Consider the following 26,549-nt stretch of genomic DNA (forward strand, 5'->3'; position numbering starts at 1 on the left):
TGTCCCTTTCCATGGGTGGGGGGAAATGCGGGGGGAGTTACCACGCCTCCAGACGGAGGACGTGGTCTTCTCCGGCGACGAGGCAGAGCGGCTCGGTGCCGGAGGAAGTCCGGAGTTCGACGCGGTGGGTGCGGGTGGGGCGCAGCACCGCGGTCGCTTCGGTGGGGCTCCAGGTGAGGTCGAGGGCGGCCCCGAACCTGGTGCGGATGCCCCGTAGTTCACCTCGGGGGCAGGTGCTGGGAACCGCCGGGAGCAGCACCAGCCGGTCCGGTGTCGACTGCACGAGCATCTCGACGAGGACGGCGGGCAGGGTGTGGGCGGCGTCCGCGTTGTAGACGTTCCGGTTCGGGTAGTGCGCGCTCATCAGCGAGGCGTGGAAGAAGTCGCCCTTGAGGACCTGGCCGAGGGCGTGCGCGACCCGTTCGCCGTCGCGCAGCCGGGCCGCGACGAGGGCGTGGTGGAGATGGCCGTGTGCGGAGTCGTTCTCGGAGCCACGGAGTTCGAGGGCGCGGTGGGCGGCCGCGGCGAGGTCGGGGGTGTCGTAGGGGGTGATCTCGTCGAGTGGCCAGACGCCGTAGAGGTGGCTGAGGTGGCGGTGGTCGTAGGTGTCGTCGAGGCCGGGCCAGGCCCATTCGGCGAGGGCGCCGTCGGCGTTGATCCGGTGGGGAGGGAGCCGGTCGGCGAGGGCGCGCCAGGCTTGTGCCCTCTCGGGGTGGTAGGCGGCGGCCGTTCGCAGGGCGTGCCGGGCGGCCGAGAGGTCCATCGCCGCGTTGATCGCGCCCCAACTGCCGTTCGCGGGGCGGTTCTCGGGCGAGTAGGAGGGGACGACGACGAGATGGCCGTCGGCGTCGGTGCGGGTGAGGAAGTCCTCGTAGAAGAGGGCGACTTCGGCGAGCGCACGGGCGGTGCGCGGGTCCTGTTCGCCGCGGGTCTCGTCGTGGTCGACGAGGGGCTTGAGCAGCCAGTCGGCGCCCGCGGTCCACAGGTGCAGCGGGTACTCACGGTTGAAGTGGTACGTCAGCCCGGACTCGCCGTCGGAGTGCGGCGGGGCCACGACACCGCGCGTGCCGAAGATCTCGCGGGCGTTGTCCTGCCAGTCGGGCAACTGACGCTGGATCAGGGAGGCGAGAGCTTCGGTGACTTCGGGAAGGGCGGCGCACGCGGCTGAAGCGGTCTGGAGGTTGACGTTGGCGTCGTTGGTGAACGCTCCCGACCATGCCGTGGCCCAGTCGCCGGTCCACAGGCCGGTCAGGCGGGGCGGGAAGAGGCCGCTGGAGGAGAGCAGGTGGTAGCGGCCGGCGGCGAAGAGTCGTTCCAGGAGGGCGGGGCTGTCCGGCCGTTCCAGCAACTGCGAGCCCGGCAGGGCGCGTTCGGCGGGGTCGGCGGCGAGGTCGAGGGTGACGCGTTCGTAGGCGGTGCGGTGGAGGGGGGTGTGCCGGTCGAGGAGTCGGGCGTAGGTGACGGACCCCGGCTCGGAACCGGATTCGGGGACCAGGTCCCGCAGTGCCTCGATGTGGGGTGCCGTGTCCAGTTCGCCGGTGTGGCGTACGACGCGGGTCAGCAGGAGAACGGACTCGGCACCGGTGACGTGCGCGCCCGGCGGGATGAGCGCGGTGCGGCCGCCCGTGGGGACGACCAGCGTGATGCCGGTGTAACGGCGGTCGCTGTCGGGGTAGCGGACGCAGAGGGTGAGCAGGGCCCCGTCGGCGGCGCGGACGACGCTCTGGCCGACCATCAGGGTGTCGGGTGCGCCCGGCAGCCGGTGATCCAGCGAGACGACCAGGCCCGCCGCCTCGACCTGCTGGACGATGACGTCGTCCGCGCGCGAGACGAAGACCTCGCTGCGCGACCCCTGGGACTCCGTGCGCAGGACTCCGGTGGTGAAGTCGACGGACCGACGGTGGTCGGGAGTGGCCGCGCGCGGACGGCGCAGCCGGATCTGGAAGGCGGGGTGGAAGGGCTGCACCCACTGCAGCGGGCGTCCGTCCGTGAAGCGCTCGGCGGCGTCGCGCTCGCCGGCGAGCAACCGGTCCTGGAGCGCGGGGAGTTCGGCGGCGAGGCGGGGCGGGCGGGCGTGTTCGGCGCCGTTGGGGTGGACGAGGGTGTGGTGGGTGACGACGACCCGCTCGTCGTCGGGTTCGCCGAAGAGGAGGGCGCCGTGGTGGCCGTTGCCGCTGAGGAAGCCGTCCTCCCAGCGCGCGGCCGGTTCGGGTTCCCAGGTGCCGTGGACGGGTCCGTCGGTCATGGCTGGAGCACCGCCACTCCGTAGCGGCCCAGGGTGACCCGGTCCGTGCGGGACTGCCCCGTCAGCAGGTCCTGGTGGGTGCCGGCCACGTCGACCGTCACGGGCTCGCGGCCGTGGTTGAGCAGGAAGAGCAGGTCACCGCGGCGGACGGCCTCGACCTGGTCGGGCAGCGCGTCTAGGACCGGTCGCGCGCCCGCACCCGCAGCGATCCCGGCGAGGAGCTCGCGCAGGGCGCCCGGCTCGGGAAGCGTCGAGAGGTACCAGGCTCGGCCCCTGCGCAGCACGGCGGGCAGCCCGTCGAGCTCACCGCCCTTGTACGAGGCCTCGGTGGTGGCGTCCTCCGCCTTGTCGATCTCCTCCGACCACAGGGTGCCGCGGAAGTCGTCGCATTCCGCGTACTCCCCTGCGTCCAGCGGCCACCACTCGTGCAGGGTGCGGATGCCGAACAGTTCGCGCAGCCTGGCGTCCATGCCGCCGGGGCGCACCCGGTCGTCCTCGTCGGCGACGCCGGTGAGGAATCCGGAGACGAGGGTGCCGCCCTGGCGGACGTAGGCGAGGAGGTTGTCGATCGCCGCGTCGGTGAGGGCGTACAGCTGGGGGACGACGACCACCTTGTAGGCGGTGAGGTCGTGTTCCGGGTGGGCGAAGTCGGTGGTGAGGTGGGCTTCCCAGAGCGCGCGGTGCCAGGCCTTGAGGACGTCGGCGTGGTCGACCTCACTGGAGAGGCGGCCTTCCTGGGAGCCGGCCCACCAGGCATGCCAGTCGTGCACGACGGCGATGTCGTTGGCGGAGTGACGCCCCGTCACCTGAGCGGAGATCGCTGTCAGTTCCGCTCCCAGCTGCTTGATCTCCTGATAGGTGCGTCCCTCCTCCCCCGCGTGGCTGACCATTCCGGAGTGGAACTTCTCCGCGCCCTGCCGGGACTGGCGCCACTGGAAGTAGCAGACGGCGTCCGCGCCGCGGGCGACGGCCTGCAGGGACCATAGGCGGTTCAGGCCACGGGGTTTGGGGTGGTTCACGCCCCGCCAGTTGACCGGTCCGGCGGCCTGCTCCATGAGCATCCACGGCCCACGCGCCTGCGAGCGGGTCATGTCCTGCACGAGAGCGCCCTGTTGGGCCCCGAGGGGATCGCGCGGGTCGGGATAGAGGTCGACGGAGACGACGTCCTCCTCCTCGGCCCACCGCCAGGCGTCCTGGCCCACCCACAGCGGCATGAAGTTGCTGGTCACAGGGATGTGCGGGGTGGCCACGCGGACGATGTCCCGCTCGGCGAGGTAGCACTCCAGGAGCATGTCGGAGGTGAACCGCTTGAAGTCCAGCACCTGGCTGGGGTTCTTCATGTAGTGGGCGTGGCGAGGAGTGTGGATCTCGGCCCAGTCGCCGTAACCCTGGCTCCAGAAGGCGGTTCCCCAGGCGGAGTTGAGGGCGTCGAGGGAGCCGTAGCGGTCCTGCAGCCAGGTCCGGAAGCGGGCGGCGGCCTGGTCGCTCCAGTCGTACGTGCAGTACTCGTTGTTGATGTGCCACATCGTGAGGGCCGGGTGGCCGCCGTAGCGGGCGGCGAGGTCCTCGGTGATGGCGGCGGCGTGACGGCGGTAGGTGGCGCTGGAGTGCGAGAAGTGCTGGCGCCCGCCCCAGTACTCGGTGCGGCCGTCCTCGGTGACGGGCAGGGTGTCGGGGTGCAGATGGCCCATCCACGGCGGTGGTGAGGAGGTGGGGGTGGCGAGGACGACCCCGATGCCGTTGGCGTGCATGAGGTCCATCAGCCGGTCCAGCCAGCCGAAGTCCCGGTCCCCCGGCCGGGGTTCGAGCCTGGCCCAGGAGAAGACCCCGAGGGTGACGGAGTTGACGCCGGCGGCCCTCATCAGCCGGACGTCCTCGAGCCAGGTCTCCTCGGGCCACTGCTCGGGGTTGTAGTCGCCGCCGTAGAGGATGCGGCCGCGGGTGGCGTCGCCCAGGTCCGGCCTCTTCTCCACGGCCATCAGACGGGCTCCCCGTACTGGATGCCCCGGCCGTTGGTGGCGATGTAGACGCGGCCGTACAGCCGCGGGTCGGCGGCGATGGTCGCGCCGATCCAGCCCCACTGGTGCCGGTCGTCGTTGACGCGCACCCAGGTCTTCGCGCCGTCGTCGGAGCGGTACACGCCGGTGATCGCCTCCGTGGCGCCGACCTGGTAGATCGCCGGGTAATCGGCGCCCTTGGCCGCCTTGCCGAAGGCGAGGGTGTGCGAGGCCCAGCAGCTGGTGACCTTGGTGAAGGCCGCTCCGCCGTCGGTGGACCGGTACAGGCCGTTCGTCTTGGTGCTCAGCCACAGGTCGCCGGAGCGCCCCGGGGCCGCGGTCAGCTGGAACTGGCTGTCGCCGGAGGGCAGTCCGCCCGCGCGCCCGGTGAAGGTGAGGCCGCCGTCCGTGCTGGCGAACAGGGTGCCGGTGTCGGTGTCGTAGGCGTAGAAGCGCGTCGGGTCGGCCGGATCGGCGAGCGGGGTGGCGCCCTTGGGGTAGGTGGGAACCTCGGACCAGGTCGCCCCGTTGTCCGTGGAGCGCTGGGCGGGGTACTTGGTGCCGTCCCAGTGCACGAAGGTCCACAGCAGCACACTGCCGTCGCTGTTGGTGGCGATCGGACCCGGCGCGTCCTTGGCGAGGGCGGGCTGGGTCGCGAAGGGTGCCCAGGACTTGCCGCCGTCGTTCGAGTAGGCGCCGTTGCCGTGGTCGCCGAAGCCCGTGCGGACGACGTACGCCGGTCGCGCCGCGGCCTGCGCGAGGCCCGTCGCCGACCCGAACACGGGGTTGCTCGCCATGCCCCGCGACGGCGACGCCGTGAGCCGCTCGTGGTACATCACCCCGATGTCCCCGAGACCGCTGAGCAGGTGCGCCTCCCCGGTCGGGGGCGAGATCAGCTGCCGGACGGAGGTCTCCTCCAGGCCGCGGATCTGCGGGGCCCAGTGCTTCAGGTCCCGGGTGCCGTAGAGGGTGGCGCCGGTGCCGTAGACGATGTGCTTCGAGTCGTACGGATCGACGGCGAGGGCCTGGATCCACCAGCCGAACTTGGGCTCCTCGGCCCCGAAGGTGAGGAACGGGGTCTCGGACACGTCGAGGACCGCGGACTCCTTGAGGGAGGTCCAGGTGCGGCCGCCGTTCGTGGTCCGGTACAGGGTGTCGACGGCCGCCCAGCGGTTGTTGGTGGAGACGACGACCGTGCCGGGCCGGCGGGCGTCGACGGCGACTCCGCCGTATCCGAAGCTGTCGGAGGAGCCTCCCCCACTCTCGGCTTCGCTCGAGCGGGAGGTGCCCCCAGCCGTCGTCCCGCCGGGCTTCACGGGCGTGACGTCGGTCCACGTGCCGCTCGCCGTGGCCAGCTTGTGCACACTGCCGTCGGACTGTCCGTTGGGGCCGGGCGCGTTGGCGTAGGTCACGTACAGCTCGCGGGTGTGGCAGTCGTAGGCGGCCCGGATCGGCACCTTGGCGGCGGCACCGGAGGGTTGCGCGGGGACGGCTTCCCAGGTGGTGCCGTCGGCGGTGCGGTACAGGTTGGCGGCGGTGCCGTCCGAGTCGCCCCAGCCGGCGTAGACGCTGCGGCCCGCGGCGACGAGGAGGGTGATGCCCTGGCCGGTGGCACTCGGGGTGGCCGGGAAGCTCACGGCCTTCCAGGTCGCGCCCCGGTCCGTCGACTTGAGCAGCCCGTCGTGTCTGCTCCCCAGCCACAGCGTGTCACTGTCCCGCGGATCGACGAGCAGCCGCTCGCCCGCCCCCCGCCCGTCCTCGTTCCCACCGAGCTTCACGGCGAGATCGGTACGGGCCCAGGTGGCCCCACGGTCCTCGGACCGCAGAACCGCCCCGTTGCCGGCCCAGGACTGGGCGTAGGTGCCGAGGGACAGATACACCCGGTTCGGGTGAGCGGGATCGACGGCGATCGCCTCGACCCCGAGGAGATTCCAGTCGTCCCAGCCGAGATCGTCGTTGAGCGGAATCCAGCGCCCGCTCCGGTCGTCCCAGCGATAGGCCCCGCCGATGTCGGTACGGGCGTAGGCGAGCCCCCGCACGGAGGGATGGAAAAGCACACCGGTGACGAACCCGGTGCCACCGATGACGGCGGTGCGCCAGCGGTAGGAGGGGGTGACCGAGGCGGCTTCCGCACGCCCTTGCAGGGAAGGAACGGTGGTGAGCGCGGCGGCAGCCGCGGTCCCGGCCAGAACAGCACGCCGGCTCAGCCTGGACGTAAGCATGACAAACCTCGCTCTGAACTAAGGGGAAGTAAGCCCACTCAGGGGCGCGGGACTGTATCGATTTGCGGCTCCGCCGCGGGGCGCGACCGGCCACAACGAACCCGAAGCCGCCGACGTTCAGAAGCCCCCGCTCAATAGGCGCCCGGTCAGCCCTTCACCGCACCCGTCAACATGCCCTTCTTGAAATGCCGCTGGACGAACGGAGAAGCAACAGCCACCGGAATCAACGCGAGCACCATCACGGCCATCTGCAACCCCAGCGCCGACAACTGCCCCGTACGCACCGCCTGCTGCAACCCCGTAGGGTTCGCCGTGTTCTTCTGGACCAGCTGAATGAGCACGTTCTGCAAAGGCATCATGTCCTGGTCGCTGAGATAGATGGACGCGTTGAACCAGGCACTCCAGTACCCGACCGCGTAGAACAGCGAGATCACGGCCAGCACGGCCCGCGACAGCGGCATGATGATGGTCAGCAGGATCCGCAGGTCACCGGCCCCGTCGATGCGCGCGGACTCGGTGAGCTCGGGCGAGATGCCCATGAAGAAGGCCCGCAGCACCAGGATGTTGAAGACGCTGACCGCGCTCGGCAGGATGAGCGACAGATAGGTGTCGGTCAGTCCCAGCGACTGCACCAGCAGATACGTCGGGATGAGCCCGGCGCCGAAGAACATCGTCGCCATCATGACGACCAGGAAGAGCCGGTGCCCCAGGCTCCCCGGCCGCGACAGACCGTAGGCCGCCAGCACCGACACCGCCATGGAGAACACCGTGCCGGTGAGCGTGACGCCGACCGAGACCATGATGGCCCGGCTGACCTGGCCGCCGCTGAGCAGTTCGGTGTAGTTGACGAAGGTGATGCCCTGGGGGATCACGACCAGGCCGCCGACCCGGTCGATCACCGGCTTCGGGGACAGGCTGGTGACGATCACGATCCACAGCGGGCCGAGCACCCCCAGGCAGCACAGCGCGAGGAAGCCGCTCTTCGCGGTGATGCCGGCCTTGCTGGGCGGCTCCTCCCACACCGGGCGGGCGGGGGCCTTGAGACTGCGGACGAGCTGCGTGTTGAGGCTCACTTCTGGTACACCCCCTGCTCGCCGAGCAGGTGCGCGAACTTGTTCGCACCCAGCACGAGGCAGATTCCTATGACTCCCTTGACGAGGCCGACCGCGGCCGCGTAGCTGAAGTCGCCGTTCTGGATACCCATGTTCCACACATAGGTGTCGAGGACCTCGCTGGCCCCCACGCCGACCGCGTCCCGCTGGAGCAGGAACTGCTCGAAGCCGACGCTGAGCGCGTCACCCACCCGCAGCACCAGCAGCAGCGCGATCACCGGGCGCAGTGCGGGCAGCGTGACGTGCCACATGCGCCGCCAGCGCCCGGCGCCGTCCATCGCGGCGGCCTCGTACAGGTCGGTGCTGACCGCGGCGAGCGCGGCGAGGAAGACGATGATCCCCCAGCCGGCGTCCTTCCACACGGCCTGCGCGGTGACCAGGTACTTGAACAGGTCCGCGTTGGTCATCAGGTCGAAGCCGCTCCAGCCGTGGTCCTCCAGGGTCTGGGCGATGATGCCCGCGCCGCCGAAGATCTGCTGGAAGACGGTGACGACGAGGACCCACGAGAAGAAGTGCGGCAGGTACATGATCGCCTGCGCCACGGCCCGGACCCGGGGCCGGATCACGCTGTTGATGAGCAGCGCGAGGGCGATGGGGATCGGGAAGAACAGCACCAGCTGGAGCACGAAGAGGACGATGGTGTTCTTCGCGGCGTCCCAGAACAGCGGGTCGTCGATCATCCGCGAGAACTGCTCGACGCCGACCCAGGGGCTGTGGAAGATCGCGGTGACGCCGTTGCTGGAGACGTACGGGTCGTACTCCTGGAAGGCGACGACGTTGCCCAGCAGCGGGACGTAGTTGAAGAGCAGGAGCAGGAGGATGACGGGCAGCGTCATCAGGATGAGCGCGCGGTCGCGGCGCAGCCGGACCCGGAAGGGGACCTTGCCCGCCTTGCTCGCCTTTCGCGGCACCCGCACCTTCGCCACCGCCGCGCCGACCGCGGCCGTCGGTTCCTCGACGGCCGCGGGAGGACGAGTCCCGTCGGGCCTGCTCCCGGCCGTGAGAGACATCAGTTGGCGCTGCCGTTCTTGTCGATGAGCTGCTTGTACCAGTCGCGCAGCTTGTCGCCGCCGGAGGACTTCCACGTGGAGATGGCGGCCTGCACGTCGGACAGCTTGCGGTTGCCGCGCACGTAGTCGATCTCCAGCTGCTCGAACTGGCTGGAGAGGTTGGCGTAGCGGGTCGGCTCGACGATGTTCATGCCGAAGGTGGACGTCTTCTTCATGAACGCCCCCATCCGCTGCTGCCACTCGACCTGCTTGCGGGCGACCTCGGGGAAGTCGGGGTGGGCGAAGTAGGCGGCCGGTGCGGCCAGCATGACCCAGGCGTTGAGCACCTCGGAGTTGCCCAGGTCGTTCTTGACCGGGACGCCGTCCTTGACCGTGTAGTGGGTGCCCTCGACGCCGTAGTCGACGAGCATCCGCTCCTTGGTGCCGTAGGGCGCGGCCGAGAAGTCGGCGGCGGCCAGCGCGTTCTCGATCGTCGCCTTCGAGGCGCCCTTGCGGATCAGCGACCAGATAGTGGCGGGCGAGGAGGCGTACAGCTTCGGGTTGCCACCGTCCGCACCGAAGAGGTCCATGGCGTCGATGACGAGGTCCGGGTTGGACGAGGCCTGTTCGGAGACCTTCCCGTACCAGTCGGCGATGTTGGTGTTCCAGACGAGGATCTGTCCGGCCGTGAAGCGCTGGCCCGCGTCACCCGAGCGCGCCTTGTCGTCGGGGTGGACCACACCCGCGTCGAACAACTTGCGGACCCACTCCAGGGCTTCGAGGTACTCGGGCTGCTCGATGCGGTACGTCAGCTTGCCGTCGGACCCGATGTCCCAGCCGATCGGCCCGGAACCACGGACGCCGAAGAAGCTCCACGCGGACCAGGTCATGTCACCGCAGGCCCACACCTTGGCCTTGGAGCTGGTGGCCTCCTTGGCCCAGCTCATGAACTCATCGGCCGACTTGGGTACCGAGTAGCCCTTCTTGTCGAAGACGTCCTTGCGGTACAGGGGCGCGATCCAGTTCGCGGTGGCGGCGGGCATCGGGATGCCGCGCAGCGCACCGCCGAAGATGCCCATGCGCCAGGCGTCGGAGGGGATCGCGGCCAGGTTCGGGTACTTCTTGACCTTGTCGCCCGCCAGGTAGGGGCCGAGGTCCATGAACTTCGCGGTGACGGCGTTCGAGATCTTGCCGACCAGTTCCCAGCTCGGCACGACCACCATGTCGGGTATGGAGCTGGAGGCGAGGACGGCGCCGAGCTTCTGGCCGTAGGTGTTGCCGTCCTGGTTCTGCCAGGTGACCTTGGTGCCCGCCGCGGCGTCGAGTGCCGTGTAGTAGGCGCAGCCGGCCTTCGGCGGGGAGCCCCAGAACGGGGACATGATCTTGATGGGGGCGCCGGTGCCGAGCTTCTCCGGGACCGAGGTCTTGAGGGCGGCGAGGTCGACCTTGCCGGTGTAGCCGGCTGCCGAGCCGTTCTTGGACGGCAGGTCCGGGTTCGCGACCGTGCTGGCGACGAATGCCGGCAGCAGCTTGTCCGCGGCCTTGCCCGACGTGGTCCCTTCGCGCTCGCCGCTGTCCGAGCCGCCACAGGCGGCAAGCAGCGGCATCCCGCCCGCCACCGCTGCGGTGGCGACCGCGGTGGAGGCGAGGAAGCTTCTCCGGCTCGGCCCGGACGAGGCGGAAGCGGCGTTCGGCGTCATTGCGTCAACCCTTCATGGCGCACCAGGACACCCGGCGGTGGAGCCGTCGGCTGCGGTGTCTTGAGTGGAACTGGCTGAGCTGAAGCGATGTTTCGACCGTTGCGACGGAATCCGTAGTCGAAGCGCTTCGATGTTGCTGTGAGGTTAAGTGAACACCCAGGGGTGCACAAGGGTCGATCCCAAGATTCCTCCGAGGCATAAGGGGTGACCTTTTCTTATGCACCGCTTGAAGTGACGGTGTTGATCTCTTGACACCCACCCCGATGTCGAATGAGCATCGAAGCGCTTCGAAAGCATCGAACCGATCCATCGCAAGGGGATCCCCACGTGACCGCACACCCGCCGCACACACCACCGTTTCGCGATCCGCACCTGCCGTTCGCGAAGCGCATCGACGATCTGCTGTCGCGGCTGACCCTCGACGAGAAGACCGGATTCCTGCACCAGTTCGCCCCGGCCGTGGAACGGCTCGGCATCTCCGCGTTCCGCACCGGCCAGGAGGCGCTGCACGGCGTCGCGTGGATGGGACCCGCGACGGTCTTCCCGCAGGCGGTGGGCCTCGGCGCGACCTGGAACACCGATCTCGTACGCCGGGTCGGCGAGGCGGTGTCCAAGGAGGTCCGGGCGATGCGCGCCCGCGACGACAGGGTCGGCCTCAACATCTGGGCACCGACGGTCAATCTGCTCCGGCACCCGCTGTGGGGCCGTAACGAGGAGGGCTACTCGGAGGACCCGAAGCTCACCTCGGCCATCGCCACCGCCTACACCCACGGACTGCGCGGCGACCACCCCACGTACTGGCGCACCGCCCCGGTGCTCAAGCACTGGCTCGCCCACAACAACGAGACGGACCGGGCCACGTCGTCGAGCTCGGTGCGTCCGCGCGTGCTGCACGAGTACGACCTGCGGGCCTTCCGCGAGACGGTCGAGGCGGGCGCGGTGGCCGGAGTGATGCCGGCGTACAACCTGGTCAACGGTCGGCCCAACCACGTCTCGCCGTATCTGCGCGAGCACCTGCGCGCCTGGACCGACGAGGAGCTGCTGGTCTGCTCGGACGCGGGCGCGCCCTCCAACCTGGTCGACCACGAGCACTACTTCGGCACCCACGAGGAGGCCACCGCGGCCTCCCTGCGGGCCGGCGTCGACAGCTTCACCGACCACGGCACGGACAGCGCGCAGATGGTCGGGCGGATCCGGAAGGCCTACGAGCAGGGCCTGTTGACCGAGGCCGACATCGACACCGCGGTCCGCCGGCAGCTCTCGGTCCGCTTCCGGCTCGGTGAGTTCGACCCGCACGACGACCCGCACGCCGGCGTCAGGGACTTCGACACCCCGGCACACCGCGCGCTCGCCCAGGAGGCCGCCGAGCAGGCGATCGTGCTGCTCAGGAACGACGGCGTGCTCCCGCTCGCCCCCGGCACCCGGCTCGCCGTGGTCGGCCTGCTCGCCGACGAGTGCAAGCTCGACTGGTACAGCGGCACGCTCATCCACCGCTCCACCCCGCTGGAGGGGCTGTACGAGCGGTTCGGCGCCGAGCGGGTGGCGTTCGCGGAGGGTGTGGACCGGGTCCGGCTGAAGACCTCCGCCGGGACGTTTCTGCATGTCCTGGCCTCCGAAGACGGCGAGGACGAGGTGCGCGGCGCCGACGGCGCCCTGGACCCGGCACTGCTCGCGGGCCGCACGGACCTGCCTGCGCTGACGACCGACGCGACCGGCACCGAGTTCGCACTGATCGACTGGGACGAGGGCGTCCTCACGCTCCGCGCCCCCGACGGCCGCTATCTCTCCGTCGCCGAGGACGGTTACCTGCGCGCCTCCGCCGACCAGCCGGGGGGCTGGGTCGTCCAGGAGACCTTCCGCCTGGAACCGCACGCGAACGGTCACCTCCTCAGGCACATCGGCACGGGCCGCCACGTCACTGTCGCCGCGGACGGAGTGAAGGTTGCCGACGAGAACGCGGAAACTTTCGAGCTGATCATCGCCGAACGCGGTGAGGACGCAGTGACCCGCCTCTCCTCCGAGGCCGACGTGGTCCTGGTCGTCGCGGGCAACGACCCGCACATCAACGGCCGCGAGACCGAGGACCGGGCGTCCCTGCGGCTCCCCGTCCACCAAGAGCGCCTGCTGCGGGCGGCGCGCGCCGCCAACCCCCGCACGGTCCTGGCCCTGGTCTCGGCCTACCCCTACGCGGTCGACACGTCCGACCTGGCCGCGGCGCTCTGGACGGCCCACGGCGGCCAGGCGGCCGGCACCGCCCTGGCCCGCGTCCTGGCCGGGGACGTCTCTCCCGCGGGCCGCCTCCCGCAGACCTGGTACGAGAACGACGCCGACCTCCCCGGCCTCCTCGACTACGACGTCATCGGGAGCCGCCAGACATACCTGTACTTCGAGGGCACGCCCCTGTTCCCGTTCGGCCACGGGCTGTCGTACACGTCCTTCTCGTACGGCGATCTCACGTCCCGTGTGACGGACGGGACGCTGCATGTCTCGTTCGCGATCACGAACACCGGTGACGTGACCGCCGACGAGGTCGCCCAGCTCTACACCCGCGCGGTGGACCCGGCACTCCCCCGCCCGCGCCGCGAACTCGTGGCGCACCGGCGCGTGACGCTCACCCCGGGCGCGCGGGAGGAGCTGTCCTTCGAAGTCCCCTTGCGTGCCTTCGAGTTCTGGGACGTGGCGCAGGGCCGCTCGCGCCTGGAGGCGGGCCCGTACGAGCTGCTGGCCGGTGCCTCCAGCGAGGACATCCGGCTGCGGACGACGGTCCTGCTCGACGGCGAGCCCGGCACGCCGCGCCCCGTGCTCCGACGGGGCCTGGAGGGCGCGGACTTCGACGAGCAGAGCGGTGTCGAGATCGTCGACCGGACGAGGACGGCGGGCGACGCGGTGACGGCGGCCGAGGGCCGTACCGGCGAACTGGTCTACCGGGACTGCGACTTCGGGGACGGCGTCGCCGAGGTCACCATGACGGTCTCCGGCGAGGGCGCGGTCGAACTGTCGCTGGACGGGGGCACGGTGCTCGCCGTGGTGCAGGTGGAGGAATCCGACTCCGGACCGTACGACTACACCACGCTCGGCGCCGGAATCGTCGCCGAGGGCGTGCACGACGTGCACCTCAGGCTGCGCGGCCCACTGCGGCTCGCGCATGTCGGCTTCTCCGGCTGAGGGTCCGGAGCGGCTGACGACAAGAAGAGGCCCGGCACCGGAAGGCATCGGTGCCGGGCCTCTTCGAGAACCCTATATGGAAATGGTTCCCATTAGCTAGAGGGCTTCCGCCAGAGAGCTTCGGCTAGAGGGCGAGCCCCGTCAGCACCAGCACCCGCTCGTACGTGTAGTCGTCCATCGCGAACTTCACGCCCTCGCGGCCCACACCGGACTGCTTGACGCCGCCGTACGGCATCTGGTCGGCGCGGTAGGAGGGCACGTCGCCGACGACCACGCCGCCGACCTCGAGCGCGCGGTGGGCGCGGAAGGCAGCCTGCAGGTCGTGGGTGAACACGCCTGCCTGGAGCCCGTACTTGGAGGCGTTGACGGCGGCGAACGCCGCGGCCTCGCCGTTCACCTTCTGCACGGTGAGAACGGGGCCGAAGACCTCCTCGCAGGAGATCGTCGTGTCGGCCGGGACGTCGGCGAGGACGGTCGGCGCGTAGGAGGCGCCGTCGCGGTCGCCGCCGGTGAGCAGCGTGGCGCCCGCCTCGACGGCCTCCTTCACCCACGCCTCGACGCGTACCGCCGCGTCCTCGCTGACCAGCGGGCCCACGTCGGTCCTGTCGTCGCCCGGGTCGCCGGTGACCTGGGCCTCGACGGCGGCGACGATCCGCGGGAGCAGCCGGTCGTACACCGACGCGTCGGCGATCACCCGCTGCACCGAGATGCAGGACTGGCCGCCCTGGTAGTTGGAGAAGGTCGCGATGCGGGTCGCGGCCCAGTCGAGGTCCTCGTCGCTCGCGTAGTCGCCGAGGACGACCGCCGCGCCGTTGCCGCCGAGCTCCAGGGTGCAGTGCTTGCGCGGCACCGAGTCCATGATCGCGTAACCGACCTTCTCGGAACCGGTGAAGGAGATCACGGGCAGGCGCTCGTCCTGGACGAGGGCGGGCATCCGGTCGTTCGGGACGGGCAGGATGCTCCACGCGCCGGCGGGCAGCTCGGTCTCGGCGAGGAGGTCGCCGATGATCAGCCCGGAGAGCGGAGTGGCCGGGGCCGGCTTCAGGATGATCGGGGCACCGGCCGCGATCGCCGGGGCGATCTTGTGGGCGCAGAGGTTGAGCGGGAAGTTGAAGGGCGCGATACCGAGCACGACACCCTTGGGGAAGCGCCGGGTCAGCGCGAGGCGACCCTGACCACCCAGGTCGGTGTCGAGGCGCTGGGCCTCACCGCCGTTGAACCGCCGGGCCTCCTCCGCGGCGAACCGGAACACGGAGACGGCACGGCCGACCTCCCCGCGGGCCCACTTGATCGGCTTGCCGTTCTCGGCGGAGATCAGCTGCGCGATCTCCTCGGTGCGTTCGACGAGCCTGCGGCTGACGTGGTCGAGGGCGGCGGCGCGGACGTGGGCGGGAGTGGCGGCGAACTCGTCCCGTACGGCGTACGCGGCGGCCACGGCCTCCTCGATCTGCTCGTCGTCCGGCACGGCGACCTTGCCCACGAGCCGGCCGTCCCACGGGGAGGTGACGTCGAAGGTGTCCTCGCCGGTGACCCGGCGGCCGGCGAGCCAGAAGGCGTGGGTGGAAGTCATGTCCCCACGGTAGGGCCGCGAGGGCGGGATCGAATTTGTCCGGGGTGTAGCAGTGGAGGACCCGGACACTCCGGTTCGGCGCTACCGGCGGTGTCTACTCCGCCGACGTCGTCGCCTTCAACGCCAGCCACAGCTCCATCCGCACATCGGGATCGTCCAGCGACCGGCCGAGGATCTCCTCGACCCGCCGCATCCGGTACCGCAGGGTGTGCCGGTGAACGCCGAGGTCCGCGGCCGCCGCGTCCCACTGGCCCGTGCCCGGACAGCCAGGCCCGCAGCGAGGCGACCAGGTCGCCCCGGCCGGTCGCGTCGTGCTCGTACAGCGGCCGCAGCAGCCCGTCCGCGAAGGCCCGTACCGCGTCGTCGGCGAGCAGCGGCAGCACCGACCCGGAGGCCAGCTGTTCGTGCTCGACGTACACCCGGCCCCGCCGCCGGGCGACCGACAGAGCCTGTTCGGCCTGCTTGTAGGCGGCCGCGGCGGCGATCGGTCCCACGGGGGCTGACACGCCGACGACCAGTTCGTCCTCGTCCCCGGCGTTCACCTGTTCGCGTGTGCGCGCCGCCTCCAGCGCCACCGCGTACTCGCCGCACGCGGTGACGGCGGCCCCGCCGTCCGCGGCCAGCACCACCAGCCGCTCCCGCTCGGGGACCACGAGCACGGCCTCGCCGGAGCGGGCCGCCGCGGACTCCACGATCTCGGTGAGCGCCTCGAGCGGATCGCCGTCCGTGTCGGCGGCCGCGGCGAGCGCGGCGGCGGACGGGACCCGGGTGGGCGCGTCGGCGGCGATCCGCACGGACGACACGGCGACCGTCTCCGCCACGATCAGCCGGAAGGGCGCGTCCAGGAGCCCGCCGTACAGATCTCCCGCGACCGTGCGCCCGTGCTCCGGCTCGCCCGCGAGCAGCATCCGCAGCACCGCCGCCCCGATCCGCTGCTCGGCCGCCTGCAGCGAGCGCGACCGCTCGGTCGTGAGCGTCAGCAGCGCGATCGCCGAGTGCACGGCGTACCGCTCCGCCGTACCGAGCGCCGCGGCCGTCCCCACCGCCAGCGCGGACCGCGGCCGTCGCCCGGTGCCCAGGGAGTGCAGTTCCACGCGGTCGTCGTTGTCGGAAGTGCCGGTCCCCCCGACCACGGAAGAGGCGGGCGCGGGCCGTTCCCGCAGCCGCTCCACGTCGGCGGTGAGGCGCGCGGCCCGGCGGCCGGCCCACTCCGGCGCGGTGGCGACGACGGCACCCGAGGCGTCGTAGAGCGCCGCCCAGCCGTCCACCTGGGAGGCGAGCGCGGCGAGCAGCCCTTCCGGGCCGCCGGTCAGAGCCTGCTTGGTCAGTTCGCGCTGGGCGGCGAAGCCCGCGGTGACCGACCGGTACTGATCGGCGGCGATCTCCGCGGACACGGCCTTGCTGATCGCGAGGAACGGGGTGCGGCGCGGCACCTCGAGCAGCGGGAGTCCCTCGTCGCGGGCCGCCTCGACGAGGGCCCCGGGGATCTCGTCGTAGTTGACCCCGACGGCGAACCCGAGCCCCACCACCCCCGCCCCGGCCAGCCGCTTCACATACCGCCGCATCGCCTCCGGGTCCTCCGCGTCCAGTTTCAGCGCGGTGATCAGCAGCAGCTCCCCGCCCTCCATGTAGGGGACGGGATCGGCCAGCTCGCTGACGTGCGCCCAGCGGACGGGGACGTCCAGCCGGTCCTCGCCCGCGCGCACGGTCAGCTTGAGCGCGGAGTGATGGACGAGCGAGGCGAGCGTGGGTGGCATGAGGCCCGGGACCTTCGGAGAGGAGTGCGCAGAGGTGTGATCTTTTGGCCGCCGTGTATGAACGACCTGTGACGATTCTGCCTCACTGTACGGTCCTCAGCTCACGTCATCCCCGCAGATCCACCAGCAGCGGCGGCGCGTGCTCGCCCTGCACCGTGGTCAGTGACAGCACCGCGTGCCCCGGCGGCACCCCGTGCGCGAGCTCGGACGCGGACCACCGCTCCCGCTCGACCTGCCGCACGGTCACCGCCCGCGCGGTCGGCGCCTTGCCGGTGATGACCCGGCGCACCGCGTGCAGCACCTTGCCGGCCGGGGTCTCGGCGATGATCTGCCGGTCGGTGACGTCCCGCGCCTCGATCCACTCCTTGCCCCACACCTCGGCGAAGTCCTGCCCGTCCCACGGGGTGAGCCCGGACAGCGCCATCCGGCACCCGGTGGCCCCGAGCAGGGGCCCGCGCAGCGGCCGCGGTACGTCGTCCAGGGTCCGCAGCGTCAGCACCACTCCCGCGTTGCCGGACCGCAGCCGCTGGACGCCCCGTACGGCTTCGGGGGTCACGACCCCCGTGGCGTCGTCGATGACCAGACAGGCGAACAGCGAACGGTCCTCCCGCACCGCGACGCTCGCCGTGAACTGTGCGAGCACCAGCCGCGCCAGCATCCGCGAGGCGTCGGCGTGCCCGCGCTGGGGCAGGTCGATCCGGACCCGGACGGGGTGGTCGAGGGCCTTCAGCGAGAACGGCCGCGACTGTCCGGACGTGTCGAAGAACCCGGCGAATGCGGGCCGGTCGAGCAGCGCGACCCGATCCGCGAGGATGCCCCCCACATCCCCCGGATTCCCCATCTGCCGCTCCCGCGCGTCGAGTTCCCGCAGCAGCGACTCCTGCCGGGAGTCCTCGAGCCCCTTGCGCAGCGCGGCCATCGGCCCCGGCGCCCCGTCGAGCAGCTGACGCAGTTCCGGTACGGAGGGGAAGCGGCCGTGGACCGACCGGAACGGTCCGAGGAGCTGGGCGAGCACGGTGGTGGACCGCCGGGTGTCGCCGCCCTGGTGAGGCTCGGCGAGGTCTCCGACGAGCGCCTCGGCGAGCACGGCCGCGGCTTCGTCCGGATCGGCCGTACCGCCGTACAGGTCGAGGTCGTACACCGACTCCGGATTCCCGATCTGTACGACGACGTCGTAGGCGTCGGCCGGTCCGAGCCCCGCGCCGGCGGCTCCGACCACCACGACGGCGGCGCGCCCGGCGAGGGCGTGCAGACACAACGACTCGGCGAGCGGCCGGATGACGGTCCCGGTCTTCCCGGACCCGGCCGGCCCCACGGCGAGCAGCGAGGTACCGAGCAGCTCGGGCCCGAGCCCGAGGCCGGTCCCCCGGTAGGCGTACGGATTACGGGCGTCGTCGGCGGTCGTCCCCAGCCGCACCTGCCCGGTGAGGAGATCGTGCCGAGCGATGCGAGTGGGCAGATCGCGCTCCCCGGAGGGGTGCAGACAGGCGGCCGCACCGTCCTGGAGCACGGCACCGGTGAACGTGGCAAGCCCGAACCGCCCACTGCGCACGCCCTGCCAGGCGCGGGCGATGCGAGCGTGGTCGACGTCGCGCATCTGCCCGGACTGCGCCGCCGCGGTGAGCCGGTCAGCGGCGTCGTGGGCGCCGGCAGCACGGAGGTCGTTCCACTGCGCGGGGTCCTCCTCCGCTGTCGGCGCGGGCGCCTGCCGGGGCTCGGGACGCTTCACCAGGGGCACCACGAAGCGCCGCCAGACCTCGCCCCAGCGGCCCAGCTTGCCGACCGTCACCATGATGACCAGGGCGATCAGCAGTTCGTACCCCTTGTACAGGATGAGGTTGCCGATCTCGCTGCTGCTGTAACGCCAGGAATCCGGGACGAGCAGCTTGAACGGCAGCGCCCACCAGTCACCCAGATAGCCGTTCTGCAGGAGCGACCACACGAGCCAGCCGACCAGGAACGCGATCAGGGCGCCGCTCAGCAGCTGCCTGGTGGAGATCTCCTCGGGCTCCTCGGCAGGCCGGGGCCGGTGAGCGAAGCGCCAGATACCAGGGGCCGCCTCCGGCCGGGGTGCGCGCAGCCAGGCCAGGAACGCCGACCCGTCCTGCCGCGGGGGTACCAGGGGGGCGTCCGTGGGCATCGGCGGCATATCGGACCGTGCCCGTGGCACAGGATTCGCATGTGTACCCCGCGCGTCCCGCGTCCCGTCGCCGTCCATCGCCCCTGCTCCCTGACCAGCCGTTCCGTCCACCATCAGCGGTCAATCTAACGCCCCCGCCAAGGGAGTTCACTGCTTACGTGGCCGGGCGTCGCGGTCGGCGCCATGTCCACCGCGGACAACCCGTTCTCCTGACAACGCCCACATGGAGCATGCCCACCCCCCGGTCCCCGGCCTAGCCTGCGAGAAAAGAACGTAAGCGTCAGCACCACCCCAGGAGCCCCTCATGACCGCACTTCCGCAGGAGCGCCGCCTCGTCACCGCCATCCCCGGACCCAAGTCGCAGGAGCTGCAGGCCCGCCGGGTCGCCGCGGTCGCGCAGGGTGTGGGGTCCGTGCTGCCCGTCTTCACGGCGCGCGCGGGCGGCGGGATCATCGAGGACGTCGACGGGAACCGGCTGATCGACTTCGGTTCGGGCATCGCCGTGACGTCCGTCGGCGCCTCCGCCGAGGCCGTCGTACGCCGGGCCTCCGCCCAGTTGGCCGATTTCACCCACACCTGTTTCATGGTCACCCCCTACGAGGGCTATGTGGAGGTCGCCGAGGCCCTCGCCGAGCTCACCCCGGGTGACCACGCCAAGAAGTCGGCCCTGTTCAACAGCGGCGCCGAGGCGGTGGAGAACGCCGTCAAGATCGCCCGCGCCCACACCAAGCGGCAGGCGGTCGTCGTCTTCGACCACGGCTACCACGGCCGCACCAACCTCACCATGGCGCTGACCTCGAAGAACATGCCGTACAAGCACGGCTTCGGACCGTTCGCGCCCGAGGTCTACCGCGTCCCCGTCGCCTACGGCTACCGCTGGCCCACCGGCCCCGAGAACGCCGGCCCCGAGGCCGCCGCCCAGGCCATCGACCAGATCACCAAGCAGGTCGGCCCGGAGAACGTCGCCGCGATCATCATCGAGCCCGTCCTGGGCGAGGGCGGCTTCATCGAGCCCGCCAAGGGTTTCCTGCCGGCGATCAGCCGGTTCGCCACGGACAACGGCATCGTCTTCGTCGCCGACGAGATCCAGTCCGGCTTCTGCCGCACCGGCCAGTGGTTCGCCTGCGAGGACGAGGGCATCGTCCCGGACCTGATCACCACCGCCAAGGGCATCGCCGGCGGCCTCCCGCTCGCCGCCGTCACCGGCCGCGCCGAGATCATGGACGCCGCCCACGCCGGCGGCCTCGGCGGCACCTACGGCGGCAACCCGGTGGCCTGCGCGGGCGCGCTCGGCTCGATCGAGACGATGAAGGAGCTCGACCTCAACGCCAGGGCGAGGAAGATCGAGACGGTCATGAAGGCCCGCCTCACCGCCATGGCGGACAAGTTCGACGTCATCGGCGACATCCGCGGCCGCGGCGCCATGATCGCCATCGAGCTCGTCAAGGACCGTACGACCAAGGAGCCGAACCCGGAGGCGACCGCCGCGCTCGCCAAGGCCTGCCACCAGGAGGGCCTGCTGGTCCTGACCTGTGGCACCTACGGCAACGTCCTGCGTTTCCTGCCCCCGCTCGTCATCGGCGAGGACCTGCTCGACGAGGGCCTCGACATCATCGAGCAGGCCTTCACCCGCATCTGAGGAGAAACACAGCAGGTCGGAAGCGGACTCGCACCTTCCGACACCAGGCGTCCCAGGCCTGACATCCCCCGGGATTCCGGTGCTGCGGTGGCGAACGGCAGAGCGTGTGAAGAAGGTGTGCGAGGTGGTTGTGAGGATGCGATTCTGCCTGTCGTACGCCGCCACCCTGACGTAGGTTCTACCCAGATGAGAGATACACCCCGCCCACAGGGGACTGTGGGCGACATCAGGCCGGGGCCTCCCCAGCTTCGACCTGGTCGTGCCCTCGCGCACACAACTGGAGCCTCCGGCTCCGGATCTCCTCACCGATCGGACAGTCGCCCGCCCCAAACCCCCCGGGGCGGCCGACCATCCGATCCGATCGGCCGCCCCGGAACCACCCCCCCTGTTCCGGGGCGGCCGGCCTTCCTCATCTTCCTTCTCGGAAGCGCGGTCCTCCTCTTCGCCCTGATCACCTGGCAGGTCGTCGAGGACGGGCCGCTTCTGCGCGTCGACGAGCGGGTCAGCCGCGCGCTGGTCCACCCGGACCTCGCCTCGGCGGGCCTCGCGGACCTGGGCAATGTCGAGATCGCGGTTCCGGTCCTGTTCGCGGCCCTTGTCTGGTCGGCGTGGCGGGCCCGTCGCATCGGTACAGACCGCTGGTGGCTGCCGTCCACCGCGGCGGCCGTCCTGATGGCACTGGTCCCGGCCCTGGTGGTCCCTCTCAAGGAGCTCACCGACCGCTCGGGCACCCCGGTCGTCCCGCCCGGTACCGGCTACTACCCCTCGGGGCACACCGCCACGGCCGCCATCGCCTACGGCGCCGCCACCCTGCTCGTCCTCCCCTGGCTCCGCACCGTCCGCGCCCGCCGCGCTCTCGTCATCCTCTACGGCCTTGTCGTTCTCGGCGTCTCCTTCGGCCTGGTCCGCCGCGGCTGGCACTGGCCCCTGGACGTGGTGGGCAGTTGGTGCCTCTGCACGGTCCTGCTGCTCGGGTTCTGGCTTTTCCTGGCACGGCTCGGCCGTCGCTGAACTCCTGGGCACACTGGGCGTTGCCGCTGCCGGCGGGGGACGCCCGCAGCGCCGAACTCCCACTGTGCACAGGACTCCCTCCACGCCGGCCGCACGGGCGGCCGACGACGGCGCGGTGGTGCGTCGGTTCAGCCGTCGCCCTCCGTCGCCAGGCCCGCCGCCGCCTCGTGCATCGCCAGTTCGAGCAGCGCCGGATCGACGAGAATGCCCGAGCCGTCCGGCGGGACCAGCCAGCGCACCCCTCCCCCGGCCACCCGCCCCGGGTACGGCACGACGATCCAGGTGCCGGCACCGGCCGTACGGATACCGGTGCCGAGCCAGCGGGCCGCGGTGCCCGGCGGCACGAAGAAGCCCATCCGGGCGTCGCCGAAGTCGACGAGCACCGGGCCGAGCCGGTCGAGGATACGGGTGAGGACGTCGAGCGTCGGGTAGCCGAGTTCGCCCGGCAGAATCAGTACGTCCCAGGCCTTGCCGGCCGGAAGCAGCGCGACCCCGAGGGGGTTGCGCTCCCACTCCCAGCGGCAGGCCTCGGGATCCGGTGCGACGGATGCCAGCCACTCGACCGCCGTCTTCGCCCCAGTCATGACAGGACCTCCCTTTCTCTCATCGACGTTGATCACGCCACGAGAGAGAGGAAGGTCTCCTGCCGAGCATTACGCGGGTTCTGACCACCCGTTGGAGTGAATCAGATCACATACGACCGTTCAGCTGTCGAATCCCAGACCGAGCTTGTCCATGGTCCGCAGCCACAGGTTGCGCCGCCCGCCGTGCGCGTCGGCACGGGCCAGCGACCACTTGGTGAGGGCGATACCCGTCCAGGCGAAGGGCTCCGGCGGGAAGGGCAGCGGCTTCTTGCGGACCATCTCCAGCGAGGTCCGCTCGGTGGTCTGTCCGGCGAGCAGGTCCAGCATCACGTCCGCCCCGAACCGGGTCGCACCGACACCGAGACCCGTGTAGCCGGCCGCGTACGCCACCCTGCCCTGGTGCGCGGTGCCGTAGAACGCGGAGAACCGTGAGCAGGTGTCGATCGCGCCGCCCCACGCGTGCGTGAAGCGGACGCCCTCCAGCTGCGGGAAGCAGGTGAAGAAGTGCCCGGCGAGCTTGGCGTACGTCTCCGGCCGGTCGTCGTACTCGGCGCGCACCCGGCCGCCGTACTGGTAGACCGCGTCGTAACCACCCCACAGGATGCGGTTGTCGGCGGAGAGCCGGAAGTAGTGGAACTGGTTGGCGCTGTCGCCCAGGCCCTGCCGGTTCTTCCAGCCGATCGCCTCGATCTGCTCGTCGCTCAGCGGCTCGGTCATCAGCGCGTAGTCGTAGACCGGCACGGTGTACGCCCGCACCCGCTTGACCAGGCTCGGGAAGATGTTCGTGCCGAGTGCGACCTTCCGGGCCCGGACCGAACCGTACGGCGTGCGTACGGCCATGCCGGCGCCGTACGACGTCAGGTCCAGTGCGGGCGTGTTCTCGTGGATCCGGACACCGAGTCGCAGACACGCCCGCTTCAGGCCCCAGACGAGCTTGGCCGGATTGAGCATGGCCACGCCACGGCGGTCCCACAGCCCCGCCTCGAAGGTCGGCGAGTCCACCTGCTCCCGCACCGCGTCGGCGTCCAGGAACTCGACACCGTCGGCGAGGCCCTTCGCCTGGAGCTCCTCGTACCAGTCGCGGAGTTCCCGGGCCTGGTAGGTCTCGGTCGCCACGTCGATCTCGCCGGTGCGCTCGAACTCGCAGTCGAGGTCGTGCCGGGCGACCGCCTTCTCGATCTCGTCGAGGTTGCGGGCGCCCAGCTCCTGGAGCTGGTGGATCTCGTCCGGCCAGCGGGTCAGCCCGTTGGGCAGACCGTGGGTGAGGGAGGCGGCACAGAAGCCGCCGTTGCGACCGGAGGCGGCCCAGCCCACCTCACGGCCTTCCAGCAGGACCACGTCCCGCTGCGGGTCACGCTCTTTCGCGTTGAGCGCGGTCCACAGCCCGCTGTAGCCACCGCCGACGACCAGCAGGTCGCAGGTCTCGGCGCCGGTGAGGGCGGGCTCGGGGTGGGGCCTGCCGGGGTCGTCCAGCCAGTACGGGACCGGCTGGGCTTCGGAAAGTGCCTTTGTCCAACGGCTCATGCTTACGCCTTTTGCCTGTTACGACGATTCCCGATGACCATCGAGACCAGCACGAGCAGCACGGCGACGAGGAACATCGTCGTACCGATGACATTGATCTGAACGGGCGTTCCGCGCTGTGCCGAACCCCAGACGAACATGGGGAAGGTGACGGTCGAGCCCGCGTTGAAGTTGGTGATGATGAAATCGTCGAAGGAGAGCGCGAAGGCGAGCAGCGCGCCCGCGGCGATTCCGGGGGCCGCGATGGGGAGCGTGACGCGGAGGAAAGTCTGGACCGGTCCCGCGTAGAGATCCTGCGCCGCCTGCTCCAGCCTCGGGTCCATCGACATCACGCGCGCCTTGACCGCCGTCACGACGAAGCTGAGGCAGAACATGATGTGGGCGATGAGGATCGTCCAGAAGCCCAGCGGTGCGCCCATGTTGAGGAACAGGGTGAGCAGCGAGGCCGCCATGACGACCTCGGGCATCGCCATCGGCAGGAAGATCAGCGAGTTCACGGCGCCGCGGGCGCGGAAGCGGTAGCGGACCAGCGCGAAGGCGATCATCGTGCCGAGGACGGTCGCGCCGATGGTCGCCCAGAACGCGATCTGGAGGCTGATGGAGAGCGAGCCGCACATGTCGGCGACCCCGCAGGGGTCCTTCCAGGCGTCCAGGGAGAACTGCTGCCACTGGTAGTTGAAGCGGCCCTTCGGTTTGTTGAAGGAGAACACCGTGACGACGACGTTCGGCAGCAGCAGATATCCGAGCGTGATCAGTCCGGCGATGACGACGAGATGGCGCTTGAGCCAGTTGACGAAGGTCATTTAAACCAGATCCTCCGTGCCGGACCTACGGATGTAGAGCGTGACCATGAAGAGAATCGCGGCCATCAAGATGAAGGAGAGAGCCGCGGCCGTCGGATAGTCCAGAATCCTCAGGAACTGCGTCTGGATGACGTTTCCGACCATGCGGGTGTCCGTGGAGCCGAGCAGATCCGCGTTGACGTAGTCACCGGCCGCCGGGATGAAGGTCAGCAGCGTCCCGGAGACCACGCCCGGCATCGACAGCGGGAAGGTGACCTTGCGGAAGGTGGTGATCGGCTTGGCGTACAGGTCGCCCGCCGCCTCGTGCAGCCGCCCGTCGATGCGTTCCAGCGAGGTGTACAGCGGCAGGATCATGAACGGAAGGAAGTTGTAGGTCAGACCGCACACCACCGCGAGCGGTGTGGCGAGCACACGGTCGCCGGCGGTCCAGCCCAGCCAGTTGGTGACGTCCAGGACGTGCAGCGTGTTGAGCGCGCTCACCACCGGGCCGCTGTCCGCGAGGATCGTCTTCCAGGCGAGGGTGCGGATCAGGAAGCTGGTGAAGAACGGCGCGATCACCAGGATCATGATCAGGTTCCGCCAGCGCCCGGCGCGGAAGGCGATGAGATACGCGAGCGGATACCCCAGCACCAGGCAGAGGACCGTCGCGGCACCGGCGTACAGGATCGAGCGCAGGAACTGCGGCCAGTACTCGGACAGGGCGTCCCAGTAGGTCGCGAAGTGCCAGGTGACCTTGTAGCCCTCCTCCAGGGAGCCCGTCTGCACGGACGTGGAGGCCTGGTAGATCATCGGCAGCGCGAAGAAGACCAGCAGCCACAGGATGCCGGGCAGCAGCAGCCAGTACGGGGTGAAGCGGCCCCTCTTGCGCGGGGGCTTCTTCTCGGGCGCGGTCGGGGAGAGAGGCGGCGGCGCCTCGGTGAGCGTCGCCATCAGACCGTCGCCTCTTCCTGGATACCGGCGTCGATGTCCTGGTCGGCGTCAAGACCGAAGGTGTGGGCCGGGTTCCAGTGCAGGACGACCTCGGCGCCGGGGACGAGCCGGTCGTCGCGGTCGATGTTCTGGGCGTAGACCTCGAACTCGGGGCAGACGGGGCTGTCGATGACGTACTGCGTGGAGACGCCGATGAAGGACGAGTCGGCGATCTTCCCGGTGATCCGGTTGCGGCCCTCCGGAATCTCCCCGGCCTCGTCGGCGTGGGTGAGGGAGATCTTCTCCGGCCGGACGCCGACCAGCACCTTGCCGCCGGTGGTCGTGGGCCCGGCATAGCGCGCCTCGGGCAGCACCAGCTTCCCGCCGCCCGCCTTCAGCACGATCTCGCCGCCGCTCCTGGAGTCGACCTCGGCCTCGATGAGGTTGGAGGTGCCGAGGAAGTTGGCGACGAAGGTGGTGTTCGGGTTCTCGTACAGGTCGGTCGGCGAGCCGAGCTGCTCCACACGCCCGGCGTTCATCACGGCGACCGTGTCGGCCATGGTCATGGCCTCCTCCTGGTCGTGCGTGACGTGCACGAAGGTGATGCCGACCTCGGTCTGGATGCGCTTGAGCTCCAGCTGCATCTGGCGGCGCAGCTTGAGGTCGAGGGCGCCGAGCGGCTCGTCCAGCAGAAGCACCTTGGGCGTGTTGATCAGCGCCCGCGCCACGGCGACCCGCTGCTGCTGGCCACCGGACAGCTGGTGCGGCTTCTTGCGGGCCTGCTCCCCCAGCTGTACGAGTTCCAGCATGTCCTCGACCTGCTTCTTCACCGACTTGATGCCGCGTCGGCGCAGACCGAAGGCGACGTTCTCGAAGATGTCGAGGTGCGGGAAGAGGGCGTACGACTGGAAGACGGTGTTCACCGGCCGCTTGTAGGGCGGCAGCCGGGTGACCTCCTGGTCGCCGAGGTGCACGGTGCCCGTCGTGGGCTCCTCGAGACCGGCGATCATGCGCAGGGTGGTCGTCTTGCCGCAGCCGGAGGCGCCGAGCAGAGCGAAGAAGGAGCCCTGGGGGACGGTCAGGTCGAGCGGCTGTACGGCGGTGAAGCCGTTGTCGTACGTCTTGCTGATGCCGGAGAGACGGACGTCGCCGCTGCTTTCGGTGTTCTTGTTCGTCATGGTG

Annotated in this window: 16 protein-coding genes and 1 pseudogene; 3 read left to right on the forward strand and 14 right to left on the reverse strand. The window is 70.5% G+C overall.

Annotated elements, in window-relative coordinates; all coding sequences use genetic code 11:
• Positions 1 to 37: 37 nt before the first annotated feature.
• The 6 genes from M2157_RS14750 to M2157_RS14775 all read right to left on the reverse strand — a co-directional run bounded on the left by M2157_RS14750 (position 38) and on the right by M2157_RS14775 (position 10,265).
• A complete protein-coding gene (locus M2157_RS14750; RefSeq protein ID WP_280862318.1) occupies positions 38 to 2,245 on the reverse strand; it encodes a glycoside hydrolase N-terminal domain-containing protein in 2,208 nt (735 codons plus the stop codon).
• Positions 2,242 to 4,224, reverse strand: a complete 1,983-nt coding sequence (locus M2157_RS14755) for a beta-galactosidase (RefSeq protein WP_280862319.1) — start codon at positions 4,222 to 4,224, stop codon at positions 2,242 to 2,244. Before M2157_RS14755 ends, M2157_RS14750 begins: the two co-directional genes overlap by 4 nt.
• Entirely contained in the window at positions 4,224 to 6,464 is a 2,241-nt protein-coding gene (locus M2157_RS14760; protein ID WP_280862320.1) for an exo-alpha-sialidase, read from the reverse strand. Before M2157_RS14760 ends, M2157_RS14755 begins: the two co-directional genes overlap by 1 nt.
• A gap of 146 nt (positions 6,465 to 6,610) precedes the next feature.
• The gene (locus M2157_RS14765) at positions 6,611 to 7,537 is read right to left on the reverse strand and encodes a carbohydrate ABC transporter permease (protein ID WP_280862321.1); all 927 of its coding nucleotides are present in this window, start codon (positions 7,535 to 7,537) and stop codon (positions 6,611 to 6,613) included.
• The gene (locus M2157_RS14770; RefSeq protein ID WP_280862322.1) at positions 7,534 to 8,586 is read right to left on the reverse strand and encodes an ABC transporter permease subunit; all 1,053 of its coding nucleotides are present in this window, start codon (positions 8,584 to 8,586) and stop codon (positions 7,534 to 7,536) included. The genes M2157_RS14765 and M2157_RS14770 overlap by 4 nt, the downstream gene beginning before the upstream one ends.
• Positions 8,586 to 10,265 (reverse strand): extracellular solute-binding protein, encoded by a 1,680-nt coding sequence (locus M2157_RS14775; RefSeq protein ID WP_280862323.1) that lies wholly within the window; start codon positions 10,263 to 10,265, stop codon positions 8,586 to 8,588. Before M2157_RS14775 ends, M2157_RS14770 begins: the two co-directional genes overlap by 1 nt.
• Before the next feature lie 327 nt (positions 10,266 to 10,592).
• Between M2157_RS14775 and M2157_RS14780 the strand changes: the two genes are divergently transcribed.
• Entirely contained in the window at positions 10,593 to 13,430 is a 2,838-nt protein-coding gene (locus tag M2157_RS14780; RefSeq protein WP_280865462.1) for a glycoside hydrolase family 3 C-terminal domain-containing protein, read from the forward strand.
• A gap of 124 nt (positions 13,431 to 13,554) precedes the next feature.
• Here M2157_RS14780 and M2157_RS14785 read toward each other — a convergent pair whose 3' ends face one another.
• The 3 genes and pseudogenes from M2157_RS14785 to M2157_RS14795 form a co-directional block, all read right to left on the reverse strand.
• Positions 13,555 to 15,000, reverse strand: coding sequence for an aldehyde dehydrogenase family protein (locus tag M2157_RS14785; RefSeq protein ID WP_280865463.1), 1,446 nt, complete (start codon positions 14,998 to 15,000; stop codon positions 13,555 to 13,557).
• 94 nt (positions 15,001 to 15,094) lie between these two features.
• Positions 15,095 to 16,757 (reverse strand): annotated as a pseudogene (locus tag M2157_RS14790) (PucR family transcriptional regulator).
• A gap of 106 nt (positions 16,758 to 16,863) precedes the next feature.
• Positions 16,864 to 18,975 carry an ATP-binding protein gene (locus M2157_RS14795; RefSeq protein WP_280865464.1) on the reverse strand — a complete coding sequence of 704 codons (2,112 nt, stop codon included), beginning with the start codon at positions 18,973 to 18,975 and terminating at the stop codon, positions 16,864 to 16,866.
• A 226-nt stretch (positions 18,976 to 19,201) separates the two neighbouring features.
• On the opposite strand from M2157_RS14795, the gene gabT reads away from it, so the two are divergent.
• A complete protein-coding gene (gene gabT, locus M2157_RS14800) occupies positions 19,202 to 20,536 on the forward strand; it encodes a 4-aminobutyrate--2-oxoglutarate transaminase (protein WP_280862327.1) in 1,335 nt (444 codons plus the stop codon).
• Positions 20,537 to 20,752: 216 nt separating this feature from the next.
• Entirely contained in the window at positions 20,753 to 21,547 is a 795-nt protein-coding gene (locus M2157_RS14805) for a phosphatase PAP2 family protein (protein WP_280868205.1), read from the forward strand.
• Between the two features lie 128 nt (positions 21,548 to 21,675).
• Here the strand turns inward: M2157_RS14805 and M2157_RS14810 are convergent, their stop codons facing one another.
• The 5 genes from M2157_RS14810 to M2157_RS14830 all read right to left on the reverse strand — a co-directional run bounded on the left by M2157_RS14810 (position 21,676) and on the right by M2157_RS14830 (position 26,545).
• Positions 21,676 to 22,131, reverse strand: coding sequence for a hypothetical protein (locus tag M2157_RS14810; protein ID WP_007385017.1), 456 nt, complete (start codon positions 22,129 to 22,131; stop codon positions 21,676 to 21,678).
• Between the two features lie 120 nt (positions 22,132 to 22,251).
• On the reverse strand, positions 22,252 to 23,655 hold the full coding sequence (locus tag M2157_RS14815) for an FAD-dependent oxidoreductase (protein ID WP_280865465.1): 1,404 nt from the start codon (positions 23,653 to 23,655) through the stop codon (positions 22,252 to 22,254).
• A gap of 2 nt (positions 23,656 to 23,657) precedes the next feature.
• Positions 23,658 to 24,458: an ABC transporter permease gene (locus M2157_RS14820; protein ID WP_280865466.1), complete on the reverse strand. Its 801-nt coding sequence runs from the start codon at positions 24,456 to 24,458 to the stop codon at positions 23,658 to 23,660.
• A complete protein-coding gene (locus tag M2157_RS14825; protein ID WP_280862329.1) occupies positions 24,459 to 25,388 on the reverse strand; it encodes an ABC transporter permease in 930 nt (309 codons plus the stop codon). It lies immediately after the preceding gene.
• Positions 25,388 to 26,545: an ABC transporter ATP-binding protein gene (locus M2157_RS14830; protein ID WP_280862330.1), complete on the reverse strand. Its 1,158-nt coding sequence runs from the start codon at positions 26,543 to 26,545 to the stop codon at positions 25,388 to 25,390. Before M2157_RS14830 ends, M2157_RS14825 begins: the two co-directional genes overlap by 1 nt.
• Between the last annotated feature and the right edge of the window lie 4 nt (positions 26,546 to 26,549).

This window comes from Streptomyces sp. SAI-127, from assembly GCF_029894425.1.
Lineage (GTDB): Bacteria > Actinomycetota > Actinomycetes > Streptomycetales > Streptomycetaceae > Streptomyces.